At 57.8% G+C, this 18,089-nt stretch carries 20 protein-coding genes; 9 read left to right on the top strand and 11 right to left on the bottom strand.

Annotation, left to right across the window (positions count from 1 at the left end):
• Nucleotides 1–83 precede the first annotated feature (83 nt).
• The 7 genes from ACR0BF_RS02495 (at nucleotide 84) to ACR0BF_RS02465 (ending at nucleotide 7,190) form a co-directional block, all read left to right on the top strand.
• Nucleotides 84–1,127 carry an RluA family pseudouridine synthase gene (locus ACR0BF_RS02495; protein WP_480624204.1) on the top strand — a complete coding sequence of 348 codons (1,044 nt, stop codon included), beginning with the start codon at nucleotides 84–86 and terminating at the stop codon, nucleotides 1,125–1,127.
• On the top strand, nucleotides 1,124–1,795 hold the full coding sequence (locus tag ACR0BF_RS02490; protein WP_480607388.1) for an HAD-IA family hydrolase: 672 nt from the start codon (nucleotides 1,124–1,126) through the stop codon (nucleotides 1,793–1,795). The genes ACR0BF_RS02495 and ACR0BF_RS02490 overlap by 4 nt, the downstream gene beginning before the upstream one ends.
• Nucleotides 1,796–1,798: 3 nt before the next feature.
• Complete coding sequence (locus ACR0BF_RS02485; RefSeq protein ID WP_480624203.1) at nucleotides 1,799–2,506, top strand: ATP12 family chaperone protein; 708 nt, start codon at nucleotides 1,799–1,801, stop codon at nucleotides 2,504–2,506.
• Nucleotides 2,507–2,711: 205 nt separating this feature from the next.
• Complete coding sequence (locus ACR0BF_RS02480; RefSeq protein WP_480474036.1) at nucleotides 2,712–3,728, top strand: amino acid ABC transporter substrate-binding protein; 1,017 nt, start codon at nucleotides 2,712–2,714, stop codon at nucleotides 3,726–3,728.
• Between the two features lie 123 nt (nucleotides 3,729–3,851).
• Nucleotides 3,852–5,084: an amino acid ABC transporter permease gene (locus tag ACR0BF_RS02475; protein ID WP_480624202.1), complete on the top strand. Its 1,233-nt coding sequence runs from the start codon at nucleotides 3,852–3,854 to the stop codon at nucleotides 5,082–5,084.
• A gap of 3 nt (nucleotides 5,085–5,087) precedes the next feature.
• Nucleotides 5,088–6,386 (top strand): amino acid ABC transporter permease, encoded by a 1,299-nt coding sequence (locus ACR0BF_RS02470; protein WP_480607394.1) that lies wholly within the window; start codon nucleotides 5,088–5,090, stop codon nucleotides 6,384–6,386.
• A gap of 12 nt (nucleotides 6,387–6,398) precedes the next feature.
• Nucleotides 6,399–7,190, top strand: coding sequence for an amino acid ABC transporter ATP-binding protein (locus ACR0BF_RS02465; protein WP_480624201.1), 792 nt, complete (start codon nucleotides 6,399–6,401; stop codon nucleotides 7,188–7,190).
• 44 nt (nucleotides 7,191–7,234) lie between these two features.
• Here ACR0BF_RS02465 and ACR0BF_RS02460 read toward each other — a convergent pair whose 3' ends face one another.
• The 8 genes from ACR0BF_RS02460 to ttcA all read right to left on the bottom strand — a co-directional run bounded on the left by ACR0BF_RS02460 (nucleotide 7,235) and on the right by ttcA (nucleotide 15,196).
• A complete protein-coding gene (locus tag ACR0BF_RS02460; protein WP_480520349.1) occupies nucleotides 7,235–7,732 on the bottom strand; it encodes a SixA phosphatase family protein in 498 nt (165 codons plus the stop codon).
• On the bottom strand, nucleotides 7,729–8,415 hold the full coding sequence (locus tag ACR0BF_RS02455) for a ferredoxin (RefSeq protein ID WP_480624200.1): 687 nt from the start codon (nucleotides 8,413–8,415) through the stop codon (nucleotides 7,729–7,731). The genes ACR0BF_RS02460 and ACR0BF_RS02455 overlap by 4 nt, the downstream gene beginning before the upstream one ends.
• Nucleotides 8,416–8,437: 22 nt before the next feature.
• Complete coding sequence (gene argB, locus ACR0BF_RS02450) at nucleotides 8,438–9,301, bottom strand: acetylglutamate kinase (protein ID WP_480474030.1); 864 nt, start codon at nucleotides 9,299–9,301, stop codon at nucleotides 8,438–8,440.
• Nucleotides 9,302–9,361: 60 nt separating this feature from the next.
• The gene (gene yihA / locus ACR0BF_RS02445) at nucleotides 9,362–10,015 is read right to left on the bottom strand and encodes a ribosome biogenesis GTP-binding protein YihA/YsxC (RefSeq protein WP_480474029.1); all 654 of its coding nucleotides are present in this window, start codon (nucleotides 10,013–10,015) and stop codon (nucleotides 9,362–9,364) included.
• A complete protein-coding gene (locus ACR0BF_RS02440; protein ID WP_480624199.1) occupies nucleotides 10,012–10,749 on the bottom strand; it encodes an MOSC domain-containing protein in 738 nt (245 codons plus the stop codon). The genes yihA and ACR0BF_RS02440 overlap by 4 nt, the downstream gene beginning before the upstream one ends.
• Complete coding sequence (gene yidC, locus ACR0BF_RS02435) at nucleotides 10,746–12,575, bottom strand: membrane protein insertase YidC (RefSeq protein WP_480554821.1); 1,830 nt, start codon at nucleotides 12,573–12,575, stop codon at nucleotides 10,746–10,748. The genes ACR0BF_RS02440 and yidC overlap by 4 nt, the downstream gene beginning before the upstream one ends.
• 126 nt (nucleotides 12,576–12,701) lie before the next feature.
• Entirely contained in the window at nucleotides 12,702–14,237 is a 1,536-nt protein-coding gene (locus ACR0BF_RS02430; RefSeq protein ID WP_480624198.1) for a putative bifunctional diguanylate cyclase/phosphodiesterase, read from the bottom strand.
• Between the two features lie 65 nt (nucleotides 14,238–14,302).
• Entirely contained in the window at nucleotides 14,303–15,196 is an 894-nt protein-coding gene (gene ttcA, locus ACR0BF_RS02425) for a tRNA 2-thiocytidine(32) synthetase TtcA (protein WP_480474025.1), read from the bottom strand.
• Between the two features lie 114 nt (nucleotides 15,197–15,310).
• Here ttcA and ACR0BF_RS02420 point away from each other — a divergent pair, with 114 nt between their 5' ends.
• Nucleotides 15,311–16,246: an alpha/beta fold hydrolase gene (locus tag ACR0BF_RS02420; RefSeq protein WP_480474024.1), complete on the top strand. Its 936-nt coding sequence runs from the start codon at nucleotides 15,311–15,313 to the stop codon at nucleotides 16,244–16,246.
• Here the strand turns inward: ACR0BF_RS02420 and yidD are convergent.
• The 3 genes from yidD to rpmH are packed head-to-tail and all read right to left on the bottom strand — an operon-like array spanning nucleotide 16,243 to nucleotide 17,059.
• Nucleotides 16,243–16,476: a membrane protein insertion efficiency factor YidD gene (yidD, locus tag ACR0BF_RS02415; RefSeq protein ID WP_209505895.1), complete on the bottom strand. Its 234-nt coding sequence runs from the start codon at nucleotides 16,474–16,476 to the stop codon at nucleotides 16,243–16,245. The two genes, ACR0BF_RS02420 and yidD, sit on opposite strands and share 4 nt — an antisense overlap.
• Nucleotides 16,473–16,898 (bottom strand): ribonuclease P protein component, encoded by a 426-nt coding sequence (rnpA, locus tag ACR0BF_RS02410; RefSeq protein WP_480607413.1) that lies wholly within the window; start codon nucleotides 16,896–16,898, stop codon nucleotides 16,473–16,475. Before rnpA ends, yidD begins: the two co-directional genes overlap by 4 nt.
• 26 nt (nucleotides 16,899–16,924) lie before the next feature.
• Nucleotides 16,925–17,059 carry a 50S ribosomal protein L34 gene (gene rpmH / locus ACR0BF_RS02405; protein ID WP_005980833.1) on the bottom strand — a complete coding sequence of 45 codons (135 nt, stop codon included), beginning with the start codon at nucleotides 17,057–17,059 and terminating at the stop codon, nucleotides 16,925–16,927.
• A 269-nt stretch (nucleotides 17,060–17,328) separates the two neighbouring features.
• On the opposite strand from rpmH, the gene ACR0BF_RS02400 reads away from it, so the two are divergent.
• Nucleotides 17,329–18,087 (top strand): TVP38/TMEM64 family protein, encoded by a 759-nt coding sequence (locus ACR0BF_RS02400; protein WP_480624197.1) that lies wholly within the window; start codon nucleotides 17,329–17,331, stop codon nucleotides 18,085–18,087.
• Nucleotides 18,088–18,089: the final 2 nt, after the last annotated feature.

Below are 18,089 nucleotides of genomic sequence, written 5' to 3'. Positions count from 1 at the left end.
GCGCGAGAGACCCCCATGATTTCTGGGATACGGACAAAGACGCAATCCGGGCGGATCACCCGCGCGGCGCAAGGGGCAATGGCATGAGTGGCGTACAGATGATTACAGTCGCTGAAGGGGACGGCGATCAGCGTGTGGACCGCTGGTTGCGCCGCCTGTTCCCGCATGTCAGCCAGGGCCGCATCGAAAAGATGTGCCGCAAGGGGGAACTGCGCGTGGATGGCAGCCGGGCCAAGGCCTCGACCCGATTAGAGGTCGGGCAGGTGGTTCGTGTGCCGCCGTTGCCGGGGCCAGAACACAAACCGGTTGAGGTCAGGCATAGTATCTCGGATGCGGATGCCAAGATGATCCAGTCCTGCGTGATCTACCGTGATGATCACATTCTGGCCCTGAACAAGCCGCAGGGCCTGCCGGTTCAGGGCGGCAGCGGGCAGACCCGGCATGTCGACAGCCTGTCCGAGGCGTTGCGGTTTGGGTATGACGAAAACCCGCGTCTGGTTCACCGCCTGGACAAGGACACGTCAGGTGTTCTGCTGCTGGCCCGCACGCGCGAAGCCGCAAAGGGGCTGACAGCCGCTTTCCGTCACCGCGATACACGCAAGATTTACTGGGCGCTGGTTGCAGGTGTTCCCACGCCATATCTGGGTGAAATCAAGACGGGTCTTGTGAAAGCAGCTGGTCATGGCGCGCACGGCGAGGGTGAAAAGATGATCCCCGTCCATATGAACGAGATCGACAGCACCCCCGGTGCGAAACGGGCACATACACATTATGCGACCCTCTACCGCGTGGCCGGGCGCGCCGCTTGGGTGGCGATGGAGCCGATCACAGGCCGCACCCACCAACTGCGCGCGCATATGGCAGCCATCGGGCATCCGATCATCGGCGACGGCAAATACGGTGGCTCGGGGCAGGAAAACCTGGGTGATGGCTGGGGCGCGCAACTGGGTGGGATCATCAGCAAAAAGCTGCATCTGCACGCGCGGCGACTGTCATTCCTGCATCCGACAACGCGCAAACCTGTGACCGTGACAGCGCCCTTGCCGGAACATATGAAACACAGCTGGGACACCTTCGGCTGGACCGAGGATCTGGCCGCCGACGACCCGTTTGAGGCGCTGCAATGAGCGCACCCCTGCGGCTGGTTCTGTTTGATGTAGATGGTACTCTGGTCGACAGTCAGGGCAGTATCGTTCACGCCATGACCACCAGCTTTCAGGCCGCTTCGATCCCTGTACCGACGCGAGAGGTGATCCTGTCCATCGTCGGGCTGTCCCTGCCACATGCTATCGCACGGTTAGTGCCGGACCAACCTTCCTCGGTCCAGAACGATCTCGTTGAAGGGTATAAGGAAGCCTATCACGCGCATCGTGTGGATATGGGCGCGGCCAGCTCTCCGCTCTATCCCGGTGCGAGAGAGGCGATTGAAGCCTTGCACGCCGTGCCCGAAGTGCTTCTTGGGGTGGCAACCGGCAAATCCCAGCGCGGGCTTGATGCGTTGATCGAAGTGCATGGGCTTGAGCCCTACTTCGTCACCCGGCAGGTTGCCGACCACCATCCGTCGAAACCGCATCCATCCATGGTGCAGACCGCGTTGGCCGAGACCGGTGTCGAACCCGACTGCGCGGTGATGGTCGGCGATACAAGCTATGACATGGACATGGCTGCCGCTGCCGGAGTGCGCGGCATCGGCGTGGCATGGGGGTACCATGATCGGTCTGCTTTGACCTCGGCCACCTGCGTGATTGAGACCTTTGACCAGTTGCCCAATGCGCTGGCCGGGATATGGAACTGAAACATGAGCGACTGGAAACCGAAACGCTTCTGGAAAGAAAGCCGGATCACCGAGGTCGACGGCGGGTTTACGGTTGAACTGGATGGCCGCCGCGTCAAGACCCCTGCCAAAGCGGCGTTGATCCTGCCGACCCGCGCCATGGCCGAAGCGGTTGCGGCAGAATGGGATGCCCAGCAGAAAGAGGTAGATCCGTCGACAATGCCATGCACCCGTTCGGCGAATGCGGCAATCGACAAGGTTCGGTTCCAGTACGGGGAAGTTGCCGATATGCTTGCGGATTACGGCGATTCTGATCTGCTGTGCTATCGGGCGACACATCCAACAGAGTTGCAGGAACGTCAAAGCGCCGAATGGGACCCGGCGCTGGACTGGGCCGAGGCTGCGCTGTCTGCTCGCTTGCAGCCGGTTATCGGTGTGCTGCACAAGCCGCAATCTGCCGCTGCCCTGTCGGCGCTGCGTGCTCGCGTCCATGCGCTGGATGCGTTTCAACTGGCGGCGTTCCACGATCTGGTCAGCTTGTCGGGGTCATTGATTCTCGGGTTTGCGGCGGCCATGGATTGGCGCGAACCAGCCGAAATTTGGCGCATTTCGCGGCTGGACGAAACCTGGCAGGTCGAACAATGGGGTCACGATGACGAGGCCCATTTGGTCGCCGAAACGAAGAAAGCCGCGTTTCTGCATGCTAAACGCTTCTTTGATATGTCGGTTTGATCCTTATTTTCCGATTTTTGGCCAAATGTTCAAATTGGTTGGGGTCTGATCCATCGTTTTCGATGATCCGACCCTTGACGTTTGTTTATGAATACGCCCAAACTCAGTGCCACTAAAGGGGAGACACCTTTGGAGTAACCTATCCGGCATCCACTTGCCGGGCAGAGCCGCCTCTGATGGGGCGGGAAATCAGGAAGAGGTAAAAATGAAAAAATCCGTAATCTTGGGCGCGGCAACGATTGCCGGTCTTGCTGCTGGCGCAGCCGTGGCAGGGACCGTTGACGACGTTAAAGCGCGCGGCAAGCTGAACTGTGGCGTGACCACCGGTCTGGTTGGCTTTGCTGCTCCCGATGCCAATGGCGAATGGCAGGGCTTTGACGTATCGCTGTGCCGCGCCGTTGCTGCTGCTGTTCTGGGCGACGCAAGCGCGGTAGAATTCGTTCCGACCACTGGTAAGACACGTTTTACCGCTCTGGCTTCGGGCGAGATCGACATGCTGGCGCGTAACACCACCTGGACCTTCAGCCGCGACGTCGACCTGAAGTTCGAATTCACCGGCGTGAACTATTATGATGGTCAGGGCTTTATGGTTCCCAAGGCGCTGGGCGTAAGCTCGGCCAAGGAACTGGACGGCGCAACCGTTTGCATCCAGACCGGCACCACAACCGAGCTGAACTTGGCGGACTTCTTCCGTTCGAACAACATCAGCTACGAACCGGTTCCGATCGAAACCAACGCCGAAGCACAGCAGCAGTATCTGGCTGGCGCATGTGACGTTTACACCACCGACGCTTCGGGTCTGGCGGCAACCCGCGCCACATTCGAAAACCCCGGTGATCACATCCTGCTGCCCGAAATCATCTCGAAAGAGCCGCTGGGCCCGCTGGTCCGTCACGGCGACCACGAGTGGGGCGACGTTGTGCGCTGGACTCTGAACGCGCTGATCTCGGCTGAAGAGCTGGGCGTAACCTCGGCCAATATCGATGAACTGGCCGCTGGCACCGAAAACCCTGAAATCAACCGCCTGCTGGGTACCGAAGGCACCTTGGGCGAGATGCTGGGTCTGAACGCTGACTGGGCAGCCAAGGCGATCAAAGCCGGCGGCAACTATGGCGAAGTGTTTGCCAAGAACATCGGTGAAGAAACTCCGATCGGTCTGGCACGTGGCCTGAACGCACAGTGGACCGAAGGTGGCCTGCTGTACTCGCCGCCGTTCCGCTAATATCGACGGAAAAGGGCGCAGGGCAACCTGCGCCCTTTTTCACTAAAACTTACGCGAACGGACGCAGAGCGAGGACAACCTCGCCACAAAAACAAAGTCCGCAAGCCACGGGGATTCCTAAATATGTCGACTATGACTGACCCGCCGAAAGCTGATTTTCGGCTGTCGATGCTCATAAACGATACCCGCTATCGCTCGATGACATTTCAGGTGATTGCGGCAATCGTTATTGCGCTTAGCATCTGGTATCTGGGCAACAACCTGATCCAGAACCTCAGGGCCGCTGGCCTTAACATTTCCTATTCATTCCTTGGCGATCCGTCTGGGTACGATATCAACCAACGCCTCATTGAATATGACAGCCAGGCCTCTCATGGGCGGGCGGCGATTGTGGGTATTCTTAATACGCTGCTGGTCGCCTTTCTGGCTTGCATAACCGCGACCATCTTTGGTGTTCTCGCGGGGGTTCTGCGCTTGTCCAACAACTGGCTAATCTCAAAGCTGATGGCGTTTTATGTCGAGATCTTCCGGAATATTCCGGTTCTGATCTGGATCCTTATCATCTTCTTCATCATCACCGCTACGATGCCCGCACCAAGGGCCTATTTGGGTGAGGATGCCGATCGTGAAATGGTGCTCGGACTCTTTGCCTTCACCAACCGGGGAATTTACGTACCGCTTCCCTACTTTACAGGTGGTTTTGGCGGCGTTGCGAACTGGTTGCTTGTAATTGCAGTATTGGTCGCGTCCTATTTCTCTACGCGGTTAGTGAAAAAAAACGCCCAGATCAAGCAAGAGGAAACAGGCGTCAGACCGAACACCTTGCTGTTGAACGCTGCGATTTGGTTCTTGCCGGTTATCGTTGTTCTGTTTTTGTTGGGACTGTCATGGGACCTGCCTGATCCTTTGGCCAACCGTTTTAATCTGCGCGGGGGTCTTCAAATCGGTGCACCACTAATCGCATTGTGGTTCGCCCTGTCGATTTACACCGGTGCCTTCATTGCCGAAAACGTACGTGCGGGTATTCAAGCGATCAACAAAGGTCAGACCGAGGCTGCCGCGGCGCTGGGTCTTCGCCCTGGACGGATCATGAACCTCGTGGTCCTGCCGCAGGCGTTGCGGGTGATTATCCCGCCACTGATCTCGCAGTACCTGAACATCACCAAAAACTCGTCGCTGGCGATTGCCGTGGGCTATGCGGATATCACCGCAACGCTGGGTGGTATCACGCTTAACCAGACAGGTCGTGCAATCGAATGTGTTTTGCTGCTGATGCTGTTCTACCTGACAGCCTCGCTGCTGATTTCGACGGTGATGAACATTTACAACGCATCCGTCAAGTTGAAGGAGCGCTGAGCCATGAGTGATCAAACGACGAATTCGATCGCCTTCGTGGCCGAAGGCACAATCCCCCCCTCACCGCCCCCGGCAAACGAGGTCGGTGTGGCCAAGTGGATGCGCGAGAACTTGTTCTCGGGTGTGGCCAACACGATCCTGACGGTGATCTCGCTGATCCTGATCTACCTCATTTTGAATAACACGCTACCGTGGATTCTGAATGGAGTTTGGAATGCGAACTCGCTGGCGGAATGCCGCGAAATTCTGGCAGGAAAGACTGGTGCCTGTTTCGCCGTCCTGACCGAACGTTGGCCGCAACTGATCTACGGCTTCAAGTACCCGGCCGAAGAATACTGGCGCCCGAATCTGGCCTTTGTGCTGATGCTGGTGGCATTTGCGCCGGTGCTGTTCTTCGACCTGCCGCGCAAGATGCTTATCTTCACAGCGCTCTACCCGTTCATTGCGTTCTGGCTGATCTGGGGTGGTACCATTCTAGTTCCGTTTGCGGCTCTGCTGGGTTGCGTGGCCGGTGGTGCCGTGTTCCAGAAATTCGGCAAGAACAGCTTTGCGGCAGGTTTCTTTGGCGCCATCATCGTCGCGCTTGTCGTCTGGAAGATCGGTGGGGCGCTGATCCCTGAAGGGGCGTCAGAGAACGCAATGCTCTCCGCCGTTCCCAGCCGTGATCTGGGTGGCTTCATGCTGAACATGATGCTGGGAGTCACCTGTGTGTCGCTGTCAGTTCCGCTTGGCATCGCCCTTGCGCTGGGCCGTCAGTCCGACATGCCGCTGATCAAGTGGGTTAGCGTCATCTTCATCGAATTCATCCGTGGCGTGCCTCTGATCACGCTGCTGTTCGTGGCTTCGGTGATGCTGTCGTACTTCTTCCCACCTGAAAGCACAGTTGATCTGTTCCTGCGCGTTGTGATCATGATCACAATGTTCTCGGCCGCCTATATCGCCGAGGTGATCCGCGGCGGTTTGGCAGCGCTTCCACGTGGACAGTATGAGGCAGCAGACAGCCTTGGTCTGGATTACCCTCAGGCGATGCGTCTGATCATCCTGCCGCAGGCTCTGAAGATCTCGATCCCTGGTATCGTGAATGTGGCCGTTGGCCTGTTCAAGGACACCACACTGGTTTCGGTCATTTCGATGTTCGATCTGGTGGGTATGATCAGGGGACCCATCCTGGCGTCGACCGAGTGGAACGGCGTCTATTGGGAGCTTCTGGGCTTTGCCGCGCTTCTGTTCTTCGTCGTCTGCTACGGCATCTCTCAATATTCTCAGTGGCTCGAGCGTCGCCTTGCCACGGATCATCGTTAAGGAGTTCAACACATGTCTGAACTTGCAATCGACCGCGAAATCGACCGTTCCAAAATGCAGGTGAGCGACGAGGTTGCCATCGAAATCACCAACATGAACAAGTGGTACGGGTCCTTTCACGTGCTGCGCGACATCAATCTGACCGTCAACCAAGGCGAGCGGATTGTTATCGCGGGCCCGTCTGGATCGGGGAAATCCACCCTAATCCGCTGCCTGAACGCGCTGGAGGAACACCAGCATGGCACGATCATCGTGGATGGGACCGAGTTGTCGAATGACCTCAAGAACATCGACAAGATCCGGTCCGAGGTTGGCATGGTGTTCCAGCACTTCAACCTGTTCCCGCACCTGACCATTCTGGAGAACTGCACGCTGGCGCCGATCTGGGTGCGCAAGACGCCCAAGAAAGAGGCCGAAGAGCGCGCGATGCATTTCCTGGAGAAGGTGAAAATCCCCGAGCAGGCCGACAAGTATCCTGGTCAGCTTTCGGGTGGTCAGCAGCAGCGTGTGGCGATCGCCCGCTCACTGTGCATGATGCCGCGGATCATGTTGTTCGACGAACCGACATCGGCGTTGGACCCGGAGATGATCAAAGAGGTGCTCGACACCATGATCGAACTGGCCGAGGAAGGCATGACCATGCTGTGCGTGACGCACGAGATGGGCTTTGCCCGTCAGGTTGCCAACCGCGTGATCTTCATGGATGCGGGCCAGATCGTGGAACAGAACGAACCGGAAGAGTTCTTCAACAACCCGCAAAGTGAGCGGACCAAACTGTTCCTCAGCCAGATTCTGGGACACTGAACGTTTCAAGATGGTGGAAAGGCGGGGTTTTGTCCCGCCTTTTTCTATTCCAGCAACTCACGCGCGGTGGTGAAACCCAGCACAGTGCCCGTATGCCAGCGCACGTCCGACCAGCTGTCGGCGTCAAATGTCATCACAGTTGTTGCACAAGTCGGATAGTCTAAAAAGCGCATGTGATCCGGCGACTGTCGCACAAGTTGGCTGGCGAACTCGGCGATGCCGGGGTTATGGCCCAGCATCAATATTACGGGTTCCGTAGCGCCTGCCAATTCACGCAACATGTCTTCTGCGTCGGCGTGGTAGAGCGCTTTGTGAAAGCGGACCTTATCGGCCTTTAACCCCATTCCATCCCATGTCTCGCGGGTGCGGTTAGACGTCGAGCTGAGCACTTCATCCGGCATCCAGCCGTTTTCGCGCAGCCATGCACCAATGGCCGGGGCCGACCTGCGCCCGCGCTTGTTCAGGGGGCGTTCATGATCGGCAAGTCCTGGGTTATCCCAGCTGGATTTTGCGTGTCGCGTCAGGATCAGGGTGCGGGTCATGACGGATGAAAAGCCTTCATATGATGGGCTGATTGTTCGGGGTTGCGCCCTGCGCCCACGCTGAGCGGGCAGGCGAGACGGGCCAGACAGCCGCCTGTCATGCAGTTTTGACCCTCAGCGGTATCAAGATGGTCGTGGCAGGCCGCAAGGTCATAGAAGTTTTGCGCGTTCAGCGCGCCGACAGGGCAAGCTGTCGTGCACGGGGCGGCGCAGGTGTCACAGGGGGAAACGCCGGGCGCCTTAGGGATGGTAAGCTCATGGGCGAAATGCAGTGCGCCGCGATATGAGATCATCATGCCGACCGTGTCATGTACCAAGGCCCCCACCGGGCTGCTGAAGGTGCGTCCCGATTTCAGGGCCCAGTCGATGAAAGGCGCATAGGGTGGATCACCAAAGGGGAAATAGGCCTTTGCACCGAACGCATGTGCCATCTGGCCGACGACTCTGGTTGACCAGCGGTCTACTGGATCAGGCCCCCGCCATTCGAGCGAGGCTTTCAGAGCAGGCCAGAAATCAGAACCCGCGCCCAGCAAGATCAGCGTGCCTGTGTCGAGTTGCCGGGCTGCCACGCGATGGGGATGCAGCGCGCCCATGACAATCAACCCCGCCTGACGCGCCGCGTGTTCAACGCGGCCATAAGTTCCCGCATCCGGGCCAGAGGAAGGTCGCGCGAGATCTGTCATCTTCCCTCGGCTGTTGCAGTGATCAGTCTGGCCGTATCAGAGACCCGGCGCCATGTTCTGTGAACAGTTCAAGCAGAACCGCATTTGGCGCACGCCCGTCAAGTATCACGACGGCCCGAACGCCGCTGCGCAGGGCGTCCAGGGCAGTTTCGGTCTTGGGGATCATGCCGCCTGCGATGGTGCCTTCGCGGGTCATCTCGCGGATCTGGCCGGCTTTCAGCTCGGTCACCACTTCACCAGCCGCGTTCTTGACGCCCGAGACATCAGTCAGCAGCAGAAGGCGGTCAGCTTTCAATGCCGAGGCAATCGCCCCGGCTGCCGTATCGCCGTTCACGTTGAACGTTTCACCCTCACGGCCCGCACCCAGCGGGGCGATTACCGGGATCACATCATGTGAGAACAGATCATGCAGGATTTTCGGGTTCATCTCGGCAGGGGTGCCGACATAACCCAGCGACGCATCCGTCTGGTCGCAGATCATCAGGTTTGCATCCTTGCCCGACAAACCCACGGCCGAACCGCCCTGACCATTGATCGCCTGAACAATGCGCTTGTTCACCAGGCCAGACAGAACCATCTCGACAACTTCGACGGTTGCCGTGTCAGTCACGCGCTTGCCGTTCACAAAGTCGGACTGGATATTCAGCTTGTCCAGCATCGCGTTGATCATCGGACCACCGCCATGCACAACGACGGGGTTCACGCCGACCTGACGCATCAAGACGACATCGCGCGCAAAGCTCTCCATCGCCTCGTCACTGCCCATGGCGTGCCCGCCCAGCTTGATGACGACGATGGCTCCATCATAGCGCTGCAGATAGGGCAATGCGCTGTTCAGGGTTGCTGCGGTGGCGATCCAGTCCCGGTTCATGTCACGTGTCTTCATTGCTAAGGTCCCTCTGACCGTCCGTGTTAGGGCCTTTGCACCGCGCTGCCAAGGGCGAAGCTATTCCAGATGTGCAATGATCGAGCGCAGGGTCGGAATCCCGTCGCCTTTTTCGGACGAAGTCAGGACGATTTCCGGGAATGCTGCGGGATGTTTGGACAAGGCCGCGCGGGTTTGCTCCAGAACCTTTTCGCGCTCGTTGGCCTTGACCTTGTCAGCCTTGGTGAGAACGCATTGAAAGGTCACGGCACTGGTATCCAGCAATTTCATGATTTCAGCGTCGACCGGTTTTACCCCGTGTCGTGCGTCGATCAGGACAAAGGCACGGCGCAGTGTCTGACGACCGCTCAGGTATTGCTTGAGAAGCTTCTGCCATTTTTCCACCACGTTAACCGGTGCATTCGCATACCCATAGCCCGGCAGGTCCACCAGATAGAGGTCGGGGCCTTGCGTGAAGAAGTTGATTTCTTGCGTGCGGCCAGGTGTGTTCGAGGCTCGCGCCAGACCCTTGGTTCCGGTTAGCGCGTTGATCAGGCTGGATTTGCCGACATTCGAGCGTCCGGCAAAGCAAACCTCTAACCGGTCAGGGGCGGGCAGGCCCGTCATGGCGACCACGCCTTTGATAAATTCAGACGGGCCGGCAAACAGTTTGCGACCGCGTTCTTTGGCGAAGTCATCCGGCTCTTCAGCCAGCGGAAACGGAAGCGTGGTCATAGCAACTCCAGCGTATCATTCAGACGGATTTCACCACCCTGAACAACTTCTGCATAAACACCGAAATCCTGATGATCCCAGCTGTTCAGCGCGCCCAAAGTATCCGCGTCGCGTTCGCCGGTTTCCGGATTCGCGGTCGTGGCCAGACAGCGGGTGATACGCTCGCGAACCCGGAGTACGGTTTCGCCAATGCGAAGGTCACGGCCCAGCCAGTCAAATTCATCCCACTCAGGCAGGCCTTCGAACCAGATGTTTCCGCGCCACCGCGCCGCAGACAAAGACTGGCCCAGCTTTTGTTCAACAGCGCGATGAGAGGCCATGTTGCACAGGCTGATTGACGGGAAATCGGTATCGGTCATGCCGCGCCCGGGCACCCGGACAATTCGGGCAGACGCAGCGCGGTCTATAGGCATAAGCGGCTTTACCCAATCCAGGAAAACCGATTGCTCCGTGTCGGGGTGAAAGCTCAGATCCGGGCGGTCCGGGTGGTGCAAAGTGACCTGGTCGCCGTCCAGTTTCGCCCAAATTGCCATCAGCTTGGGAGCTTTTGAACCGCGGCTGAAATCCACACACGGGGCCCATTCTGTTCCGTCGGTCTTGGTCGCTTCATGGGCAACCGCCCAAACGCGATCCCCGGGCATGGTCTGCCCGGGGTTGAGGGTAATCAGGCTCAGGGCTTCACGCCCATGGCTTTTGATCGGGTGACGCCAAAGGCCTGAAACAGTTCCGCTCATTTCTTGTCCGTGTTCGGCAATCGCTTAAATCCGGATTTGATGTTTCCGAATACGTCCGGCGAATAGCCCTGACTGCGCATGATCAGATACTGTTGGGTAAAGGTGATCGTGTTGTTCGCAATCCAGTACACGACCAGACCGCTGGCAAAGCCGCCCAGCATGAACATGAAGACCCAGGGCATCCACGCGAAGATCATCGCTTGTGTGGCATCGGTTGGTGCCGGGTTAAGTTTCTGTTGCAGCCACATCGAGATCCCCAGCAGCAGCGGCAGAATACCGATAAAGATCAGCGCCATCAGGGTATCCGGTTGCGGGCCGGCCCAGGGCAGCAAGCCAAAGAGGTTCATGATTGAGGTCGGGTCAGGTGCGCTCAGGTCCTGGAAGGGGCCAAACCACGGTGCTTGACGCAGTTCGATTGTGACGAAAATCACCTTGTACAGCGAGAAGAAGATCGGGATCTGCAACAGGATCGGCAAACAACCGGCAGCGGGGTTCACCTTTTCCTTCTTGTACAGCTCCATCATGCCCTGCTGCATCTTCTGGCGGTCGTCGCCCGCGGCTTCTTTCAGGGCTTCCATCTGCGGTTGCAGTTCCTTCATCTTCGCCATCGAGACGTAGGACTTGAAGGCCAGCGGGAACAGGATTGCCTTGATGATCAGTGTCAGGCCAATAATGGACCAACCCATGTTGCCGATCAGCGCATGAATGTTGTGCAGCAGCCAGAAAATCGGCTTGGTCAGGAAGAAGAACCAGCCCCAGTCGATACTGTCGATGAATTTCTGCACACCGTCAGCCTGGTATTCGCGGATGGTCTCCCATTCCTTTGCGCCAGCAAACAGCTGCGTTGTCACCTGCTCGGTCGCTCCCGGTGCCACGGTCAGCGTCAGAAGTACCGTTTCTGTCTGGTAAATCTTGCGACGCGAGTCGTATTTGGCAGCCGCCTTGAAAGCAGAACCGGGTTCCGGGATCAGCGTGGTCATCCAGAAGTGATCGGTGAACCCGATCCAGCCGTTTTCCTTGACCTGGAATACCTCGGCCTGCGCGCGTTCGTCCGGATCGATATCGAAATCACGAACGTCGCCATAATCCACTTCGGTCAGAGTGCCGTCGGCCATACCGATCACACCTTCATGCAGAATGAAGAAGTTTTTCAGGTCCGGCAGGTCGCCGTCTTCGCCAATGCCGTGGCGCGCAAGAATGCCATAAGGTGCCAGTCCAACTTCGGTTCCGGTGGCGTTTTCGACAGATTGCGTGACCGTGAACATATAGTTCTCGTCAACCGCGATGGTGCGGCGGAATGTCAGTCCATTGCCGTTTTCCCAGGCCAGCGTCACCGGCGTGTCAACACCCAGGGTTTCACCCTGCTCAAGCGTCCAGATGGTATTTGGTCCGGGTACGTCTGTACCGGTCAGGCCCGCGCCGGGGGCCCAACCATAGAGGGCGTAATAGGCGGATTGCGATCCGACCGGCGACAACAGCTCGACAATCGGAGAATCCTCGGCCAGTGAGACCTTGTAGTCTTTCAAAGACAGCTCGTCGATCCGACCGCCAGCAAGGGACAGGCTGCCGGTCAGGCGGGGCGTGTCGATATTGATGCGGGGCGCTTCGGCCTTGGGCTCAGCTTCGGTGGCGGCCGCAGTTGCCTCTCCGACAGTGCTGGTATCGGCTGTGCTGGGCGCCTGAACCTCATTGCCTTCGACGCTGGTTACTTCAGCCTGATCCGGCGTTGTCGTCTGTTCCGGAGGGGGGAACAGCACGAACCAGACCAGGATCACGAGAAAGCTGAGCGCGGTTGCGAGGATAAGGTTCTTGTTCTGATCGTCCATCGGGGACAGCCACCTTGAGCAGTGAAAGACACCCGCAGGGTTCAACAGAGTGCAGACCCAAAGGTCAAGCGGAATCGCCCGTCATTTCGTCACGGAGGGGTCTTCTTTGTCACGATTTCCGGTTCCCTACCGCGTTTGCCGCCCGATTTTAGGAACTCCTTCGATCTTGTTGCGGTAAGACGAGATCCAATCCTTGGTTTTCTCAAATGGCATGGGCTTGCCGATGCCAAACCCCTGAACATGATCGCAACCCAGTTGGGCCATCAGAGCGTGTTCACCCGGTGTTTCGACACCTTCGGCCAAAGTTTCCAGATGCAAACGTTCCGCCATCATCAGAATGGCGCTGGCAAGCTGTTGCTGGCTTGGGTCCAGATCCGCTTTGGCAACAAATGACCTGTCTATCTTGATGCGGGATACGTTGAACCGTTTGATAGAACCGATCGAGGCATGTCCTGTCCCGAAATCGTCCAGATCAATACAGCACCCCATTGCGGCAAGCCCGGTGACGTTGCGGGTGATGACATCGTCGGGCCGTCTGGAGAACACGGTTTCCAACACCTCGACCGCCAGCCTGTCAGGAGTCAGATCGAATTGATCCAATTCCCATTTCAGACGGTCGATCAGGCCCGGATTGCGCAGTTCGTCAGATGAGAAATTGATCCCGATGCGCGGCACCGACAGCATGGACCGATCCCATTCGCGCATTGCAGAGAAGGAATGATGCCGCATGGCCTGCCCCAGCCGGTCCATCAGTTCGGCCTGTTCGGCAAAGGGCAGGAACACATTGGGGGCAAGAACCCCTTTTTTCGGATGTTCCCAGCGGGCCAGAGCCTCAAACCCACTGATACGCCCGGTATCGGTGGAGATCTGGGGTTGAAACCACGGGCGGATTTCACCGCTGTCCAGCGCCGCCTCGAACTCTTTGCGCAAGTTGATCCTGACCTGCGCCCGTCTGCGCGTCTGAGAGGAAAAAGCGCGAATCGTGGAAGGCCCGTTTTGTTGCGCCTCCAAAAGGGCGTTATTTGCGGCCTCCTGCCATTCGATTGCCGAGCCGTCAGTGATATTGCTGCTCAGGCAAAAGCCAATGGAACAGGACATATACACGCCGGTGCCATTCAACATGATGGGGTCTTCAACGGCGTTTTGCATACGGCCCGACATCTGAATACATGCTTCCAGATCCAGTTGCCGTGCCGGGTGCAGAACAACCATCATCCTGTTTCCACCCATCCGGGTTGCGCAATCATTGGAGCGGATCATGGACAAAACGCGCGAGCAGAATTTCTGTGCAACGTGGTTTGCCGCCGCCTGTCCGTGCAGATCAAGCAATTGCGTGAAGTCATCCAGAACCACCGCGAAACAGGCCGAGTTTTCCCCCTTCAGGCGGGCGTCGGCAAATACCTTCTCCAAAACTGTTTCAAACTGGTCCTTTGACAGCAGACCGCCGGGGCGCCAAAGCCCTTTACGCGACGGATTGGCTGCGAACGCATTGATGCCTGCGACGATCAGAGGCAAAATCAGGGCCAGTGCAACCAGGGCCTGTTCACCCCCAATCCAGAACGCACTCAGACAAAGCGCCGGAACAAAGGCCAGCGCGGCTGGGCCGCCCAGAACGGTTTTCAACGAATGGACAAAACGGTCGGTAAGGGGATGGTTCCGCATCAGCTTTCTGGCCTTGGGCATGATCTGCACAAGGCAAAGCCTATGAAACCAGTCTAAGTCAGTCGTTAACGCAGAAGCGGAATCTCTTCTAAGTTCCCAGATTTTTCGTCGGAATTTAGTGAAAGGTTAATGAAATCAAACAGCTTTCCATCCAGAAGGTGCGATGGCCGCGCGTTTGTTAACGCTCGGAACATAACCTGTCGCCGACCCGGGCTGTTCTTTTCCCATTGATCCAGAATCTGTTTGACCTGCTGGCGCTGCAACCCATCCTGACTGCCGCACAGGTCACAGGGAATGATCGGGTATTGCATCGCCTTGGCAAATTTCTCGCAATCGGCTTCGGCGACATGGGCGAGCGGGCGGAATACAAAAAGATCGCCTTCTTCGTTCACCAGTTTCGGTGGCATCGTGGCCAGGCGGCCGCCGTGGAACAGGTTCATGAAAAACGTCTCAAGGATATCGTCGCGGTGATGCCCCAGAACGACCGCCGAGCACCCTTCCTCGCGCGCGATGCGATAGAGGTTGCCACGGCGCAAACGGGAACACAGGGCGCAATAGGTCCGGCCCTGCGGAACCTTGTCCATCACAACGGAATATGTGTCCTGATATTCGATCCGATGCGGCACGTCCATTCGACCCAGAAACTCGGGCAGGACCGTCGCCGGAAAGCCCGGCTGGCCCTGATCCAGATTGCAGGCCAGCAGATCGACAGGCAACAGGCCCCGCCACTTGAGCTCGTAGAGAACGGCCAGCAATGTATAGCTGTCCTTGCCACCCGAAAGACAGACCAGCCAGCGGGGAGGCTTGCCATCCTTGTCGTGGGCGGACGGATCCACCATCCCGTATTGCTCGATCGCTTCACGGGTCTGGCGCACAATGCGTTTACGCAGCTTCTTGAACTCGGTTGTCGAGGGCGCGCCGGCAAACAGCGGGTGGATATCGTCTGCATCATCAAACATGCGCCGTGGTTACAGCGGACCGAAGGCCCGGGCAAGGCGTAGAAGCTGGATCAACCGCATTTGGAGAGTAGTTACACCCGTGTTACCCTGCGCGTATTTTTCAGGAGGTATATTATGGACTATTTCTTTTCCGTCCGCGCCCGAAGCGGCGATCACTATTCAAACAAGATGGGCGCCGCGCGATATCTGGCTATTCCGGGGAATGTCGGGCAACCGGCACGGCAGCATGAAATACCGCAATCTCAATGGATAAGCCGGATTCAGGCCGAAGCCGGGGCGACGGCTACCGAGAACGGGCATATTGTCGTCTTCGTGCACGGGTTCAATACCGAGCAATACCAGATGCTGGAACGTCACCGCAAAATTCGCACCGGTCTTGAGATGCATGGCTTTAACGGTGTGGTCATCAGTTATGACTGGCCAAGCGATGGATCTGTTCTGGGCTATAACGTTGATCGGGCTGACGCGCGGCGTGCGGCTGAGAAATTGTTCAGTCACGGGATCACGCGGCTGTCCCGGATGCAGACTGCCGATTGCCGGTACAACGTCCATGTTCTGGCACATTCCATGGGCACGTTCTTGGTGCGAGAAGCCATGGATTATGCCGATGACGACCACGAAACCGCGCAACACAGCTGGATGACCAGCCAGATCGCGTTTGTCGCGGCGGATGTATCCGCGAAATCGTTCCGCGATGGCAGTTCCAAGACGTCCTCTCTGATGCGACGTTGTACTAGGCTGACATGTTATTACAGCCCGTTTGACGAGGTTTTGTCGATCTCAGAGGTCAAGCGTGTCGGAGTATCGCGCCGACTGGGCCGTGTCGGAATGCCAAACGACCGGCCCGAGAAAGCGGTTAATCTGTATTGCGGGTCTTACTTCAAAAATACCCGCGATGAATACGGGGACGGGCCTTCTGCGACACACAACTGGTATTTTGACTCGCCCCGGTTTTTCGAAGACTTGCACCATACATTGATGGGAAAACTTGACCGAGAGGTCATTCCGACCCGCAGCTTCACCGACCGCGGCAATCTGGCGTTGATTTAAGGGTCTGTATTGTCGGGCACCGGATCGTAACCGTCACCGCCCCAGGGATGGCACCGGCATATCCTGTGCGCAGCCAGCCATGATCCCCGGATCGCGCCATGTTTTTCCAATGCTTCCAGCGCATAGGCCGAGCATGTGGGCTGATAGCGGCAATTGAAACCAACCCAGGGGCTGAAAATCAGCCGGTACGCGCGAACGGGCAGGGCGACGATATGGGACAGGAAGGTCATTTGTGGCCCGCATGCACTTTGCGAAGCGCACACCGCAAGTCGCTCAGCAGGACATCATAAGGAAGATCGGCGGTTACATCCGCCCGCCCGATCAGCACATAGTCCCATCCCTCAAGACCGGACACAGGCAAGACCGCCCGTGCGACTTCTCTCAGACGGCGCTTGGCACGATTGCGGGCCACGGCATTTCCGACTTTCTTTGAGCAGGTAAAGCCAACGCGCAGCCCGACCGCTTCATCCGGAGCGCGTCGGCGGGCCTGCACCATCATCGAAGACGTTCCCTGTCTGCGCGCGCGCGCGGCTTTCAGGAAATCGGCTCTTTTTTTTAGGATCGTCAGAGATGTGGGTAGACAAACAGAAGCCGCCGGGGGCGTATTCCCGGGGTGGTTCTTACCATCCTCAGGGGCCTCCGGCGGCATCATGTTCATACCCTGATCAGTGGGCGGTTTTACGCGCTCAGCGATTTGCGGCCGCGGGCGCGGCGCGCATTCAGGATCTTGCGGCCGGCTTTTGTGGCCATGCGCGCGCGGAAACCGTGGCGGCGTTTGCGAACCAGGTTCGAAGGCTGATAGGTGCGTTTCATCGCTCCGTCTCCAATCTATAGCGGTCGGGTGCGGCGCGGATTCGCCTGGCCCTAGTGTTCGAAGCCCGTCCTCTACTGCCAAGCGAAGTGTAAGTCAAACCCCAACGGTCCGGTTTTCGCGGCTTTTGCAACAATTCTGTAAACCGGATGCAGAAAAGATTTCAAATCGGTCGATTATCGTCTGAAACTGTCACGTTCGCGGCCACATAGATCAAGGCCCCGTGAACCCCCTGTTGCCAAAAGCGCAAGCAGCGCATGTTGGGCGTAAGATGAAGCAAGAAGAACCGGAAAGCCAGATGTCCGAAACAAGCCACGCTCCACGAAACGGGTTGGCGCGTCATATCCCCTTGCTGGTGATTCTCGGTGTCGCCGCGGTGGGGTTTTTCACGCTGGGTGATTACCTGACTTTCGAAACCCTGCGCGACAACCGCGAAGCGTTGCTGGCGTGGCGGGACGCAAACTATTGGGCCATGGTGGCCGGGTTCGTTGCCGTCTATATCGTAATCGTCGCGTTTTCGCTGCCCGGGGCTGCTGTCGCCTCGATGACAGGTGGGTTCCTGTTTGGACTGTTTGCCGGAACGGTGTTCAATGTATTTTCGGCCACTATTGGCGCATCGGCCATCTTTTTGGCTGCCCGCTGGGGGTTGGGCAATGCTTTGACGGCCCGGCTGGATGCTTCAAAGGGGACGATTGGGAAGCTGAAAGACAGGTTGCGCGAGAACGAAATCTCGGTGCTGTTCCTGCTGCGGCTTGTCCCGGTTGTGCCGTTCTTTGTGGCCAATCTGGTGCCTGCGCTGGTGGGCGTCAAATTTCGCAATTTTCTGATCACGACGGCGCTGGGCATTATTCCGGGGGGTATCGTTTACACCTGGATCGGCGTTGGGCTGGGCGGTGTGTTCGACCGTGGCGAAACACCGGACGTATCTTTGTTGTGGGAACCCTTCGTCATTGGCCCCATTGTCGGCTTGTGTGTGCTGGCTGCTTTGCCGATTGTCATCAAGTCCCTGCGTGGCGGAAAGGACGCCTGACC

It is taken from the genome of Ruegeria sp. AG7 (assembly GCF_056541545.1).
Note: the sequence above shows the minus strand (reverse complement) of the source record. Positions and strands in the feature narration are given on the sequence as shown.

Coding starts and splice junctions, on each gene's coding strand:
- yihA (WP_480474029.1), bottom strand. CDS start 10,015: ATGACCACGCTTCCGTTTCCGCTGGCTGAAGAGCCGGATGACTTCGCC.
- ACR0BF_RS02480 (WP_480474036.1), top strand. CDS start 2,712: ATGAAAAAATCCGTAATCTTGGGCGCGGCAACGATTGCCGGTCTTGCT.
- ACR0BF_RS02485 (WP_480624203.1), top strand. CDS start 1,799: ATGAGCGACTGGAAACCGAAACGCTTCTGGAAAGAAAGCCGGATCACC.
- ACR0BF_RS02470 (WP_480607394.1), top strand. CDS start 5,088: ATGAGTGATCAAACGACGAATTCGATCGCCTTCGTGGCCGAAGGCACA.
- ACR0BF_RS02400 (WP_480624197.1), top strand. CDS start 17,329: ATGAAGCAAGAAGAACCGGAAAGCCAGATGTCCGAAACAAGCCACGCT.
- rnpA (WP_480607413.1), bottom strand. CDS start 16,898: ATGATGCCGCCGGAGGCCCCTGAGGATGGTAAGAACCACCCCGGGAAT.
- ACR0BF_RS02465 (WP_480624201.1), top strand. CDS start 6,399: ATGTCTGAACTTGCAATCGACCGCGAAATCGACCGTTCCAAAATGCAG.
- ACR0BF_RS02440 (WP_480624199.1), bottom strand. CDS start 10,749: ATGAGCGGAACTGTTTCAGGCCTTTGGCGTCACCCGATCAAAAGCCAT.
- ACR0BF_RS02490 (WP_480607388.1), top strand. CDS start 1,124: ATGAGCGCACCCCTGCGGCTGGTTCTGTTTGATGTAGATGGTACTCTG.
- ACR0BF_RS02495 (WP_480624204.1), top strand. CDS start 84: ATGAGTGGCGTACAGATGATTACAGTCGCTGAAGGGGACGGCGATCAG.
- argB (WP_480474030.1), bottom strand. CDS start 9,301: ATGAAGACACGTGACATGAACCGGGACTGGATCGCCACCGCAGCAACC.
- ACR0BF_RS02475 (WP_480624202.1), top strand. CDS start 3,852: ATGTCGACTATGACTGACCCGCCGAAAGCTGATTTTCGGCTGTCGATG.
- ACR0BF_RS02430 (WP_480624198.1), bottom strand. CDS start 14,237: ATGCGGAACCATCCCCTTACCGACCGTTTTGTCCATTCGTTGAAAACC.
- ACR0BF_RS02460 (WP_480520349.1), bottom strand. CDS start 7,732: ATGACCCGCACCCTGATCCTGACGCGACACGCAAAATCCAGCTGGGAT.
- yidC (WP_480554821.1), bottom strand. CDS start 12,575: ATGGACGATCAGAACAAGAACCTTATCCTCGCAACCGCGCTCAGCTTT.
- yidD (WP_209505895.1), bottom strand. CDS start 16,476: ATGACCTTCCTGTCCCATATCGTCGCCCTGCCCGTTCGCGCGTACCGG.
- rpmH (WP_005980833.1), bottom strand. CDS start 17,059: ATGAAACGCACCTATCAGCCTTCGAACCTGGTTCGCAAACGCCGCCAC.
- ttcA (WP_480474025.1), bottom strand. CDS start 15,196: ATGTTTGATGATGCAGACGATATCCACCCGCTGTTTGCCGGCGCGCCC.
- ACR0BF_RS02420 (WP_480474024.1), top strand. CDS start 15,311: ATGGACTATTTCTTTTCCGTCCGCGCCCGAAGCGGCGATCACTATTCA.
- ACR0BF_RS02455 (WP_480624200.1), bottom strand. CDS start 8,415: ATGACAGATCTCGCGCGACCTTCCTCTGGCCCGGATGCGGGAACTTAT.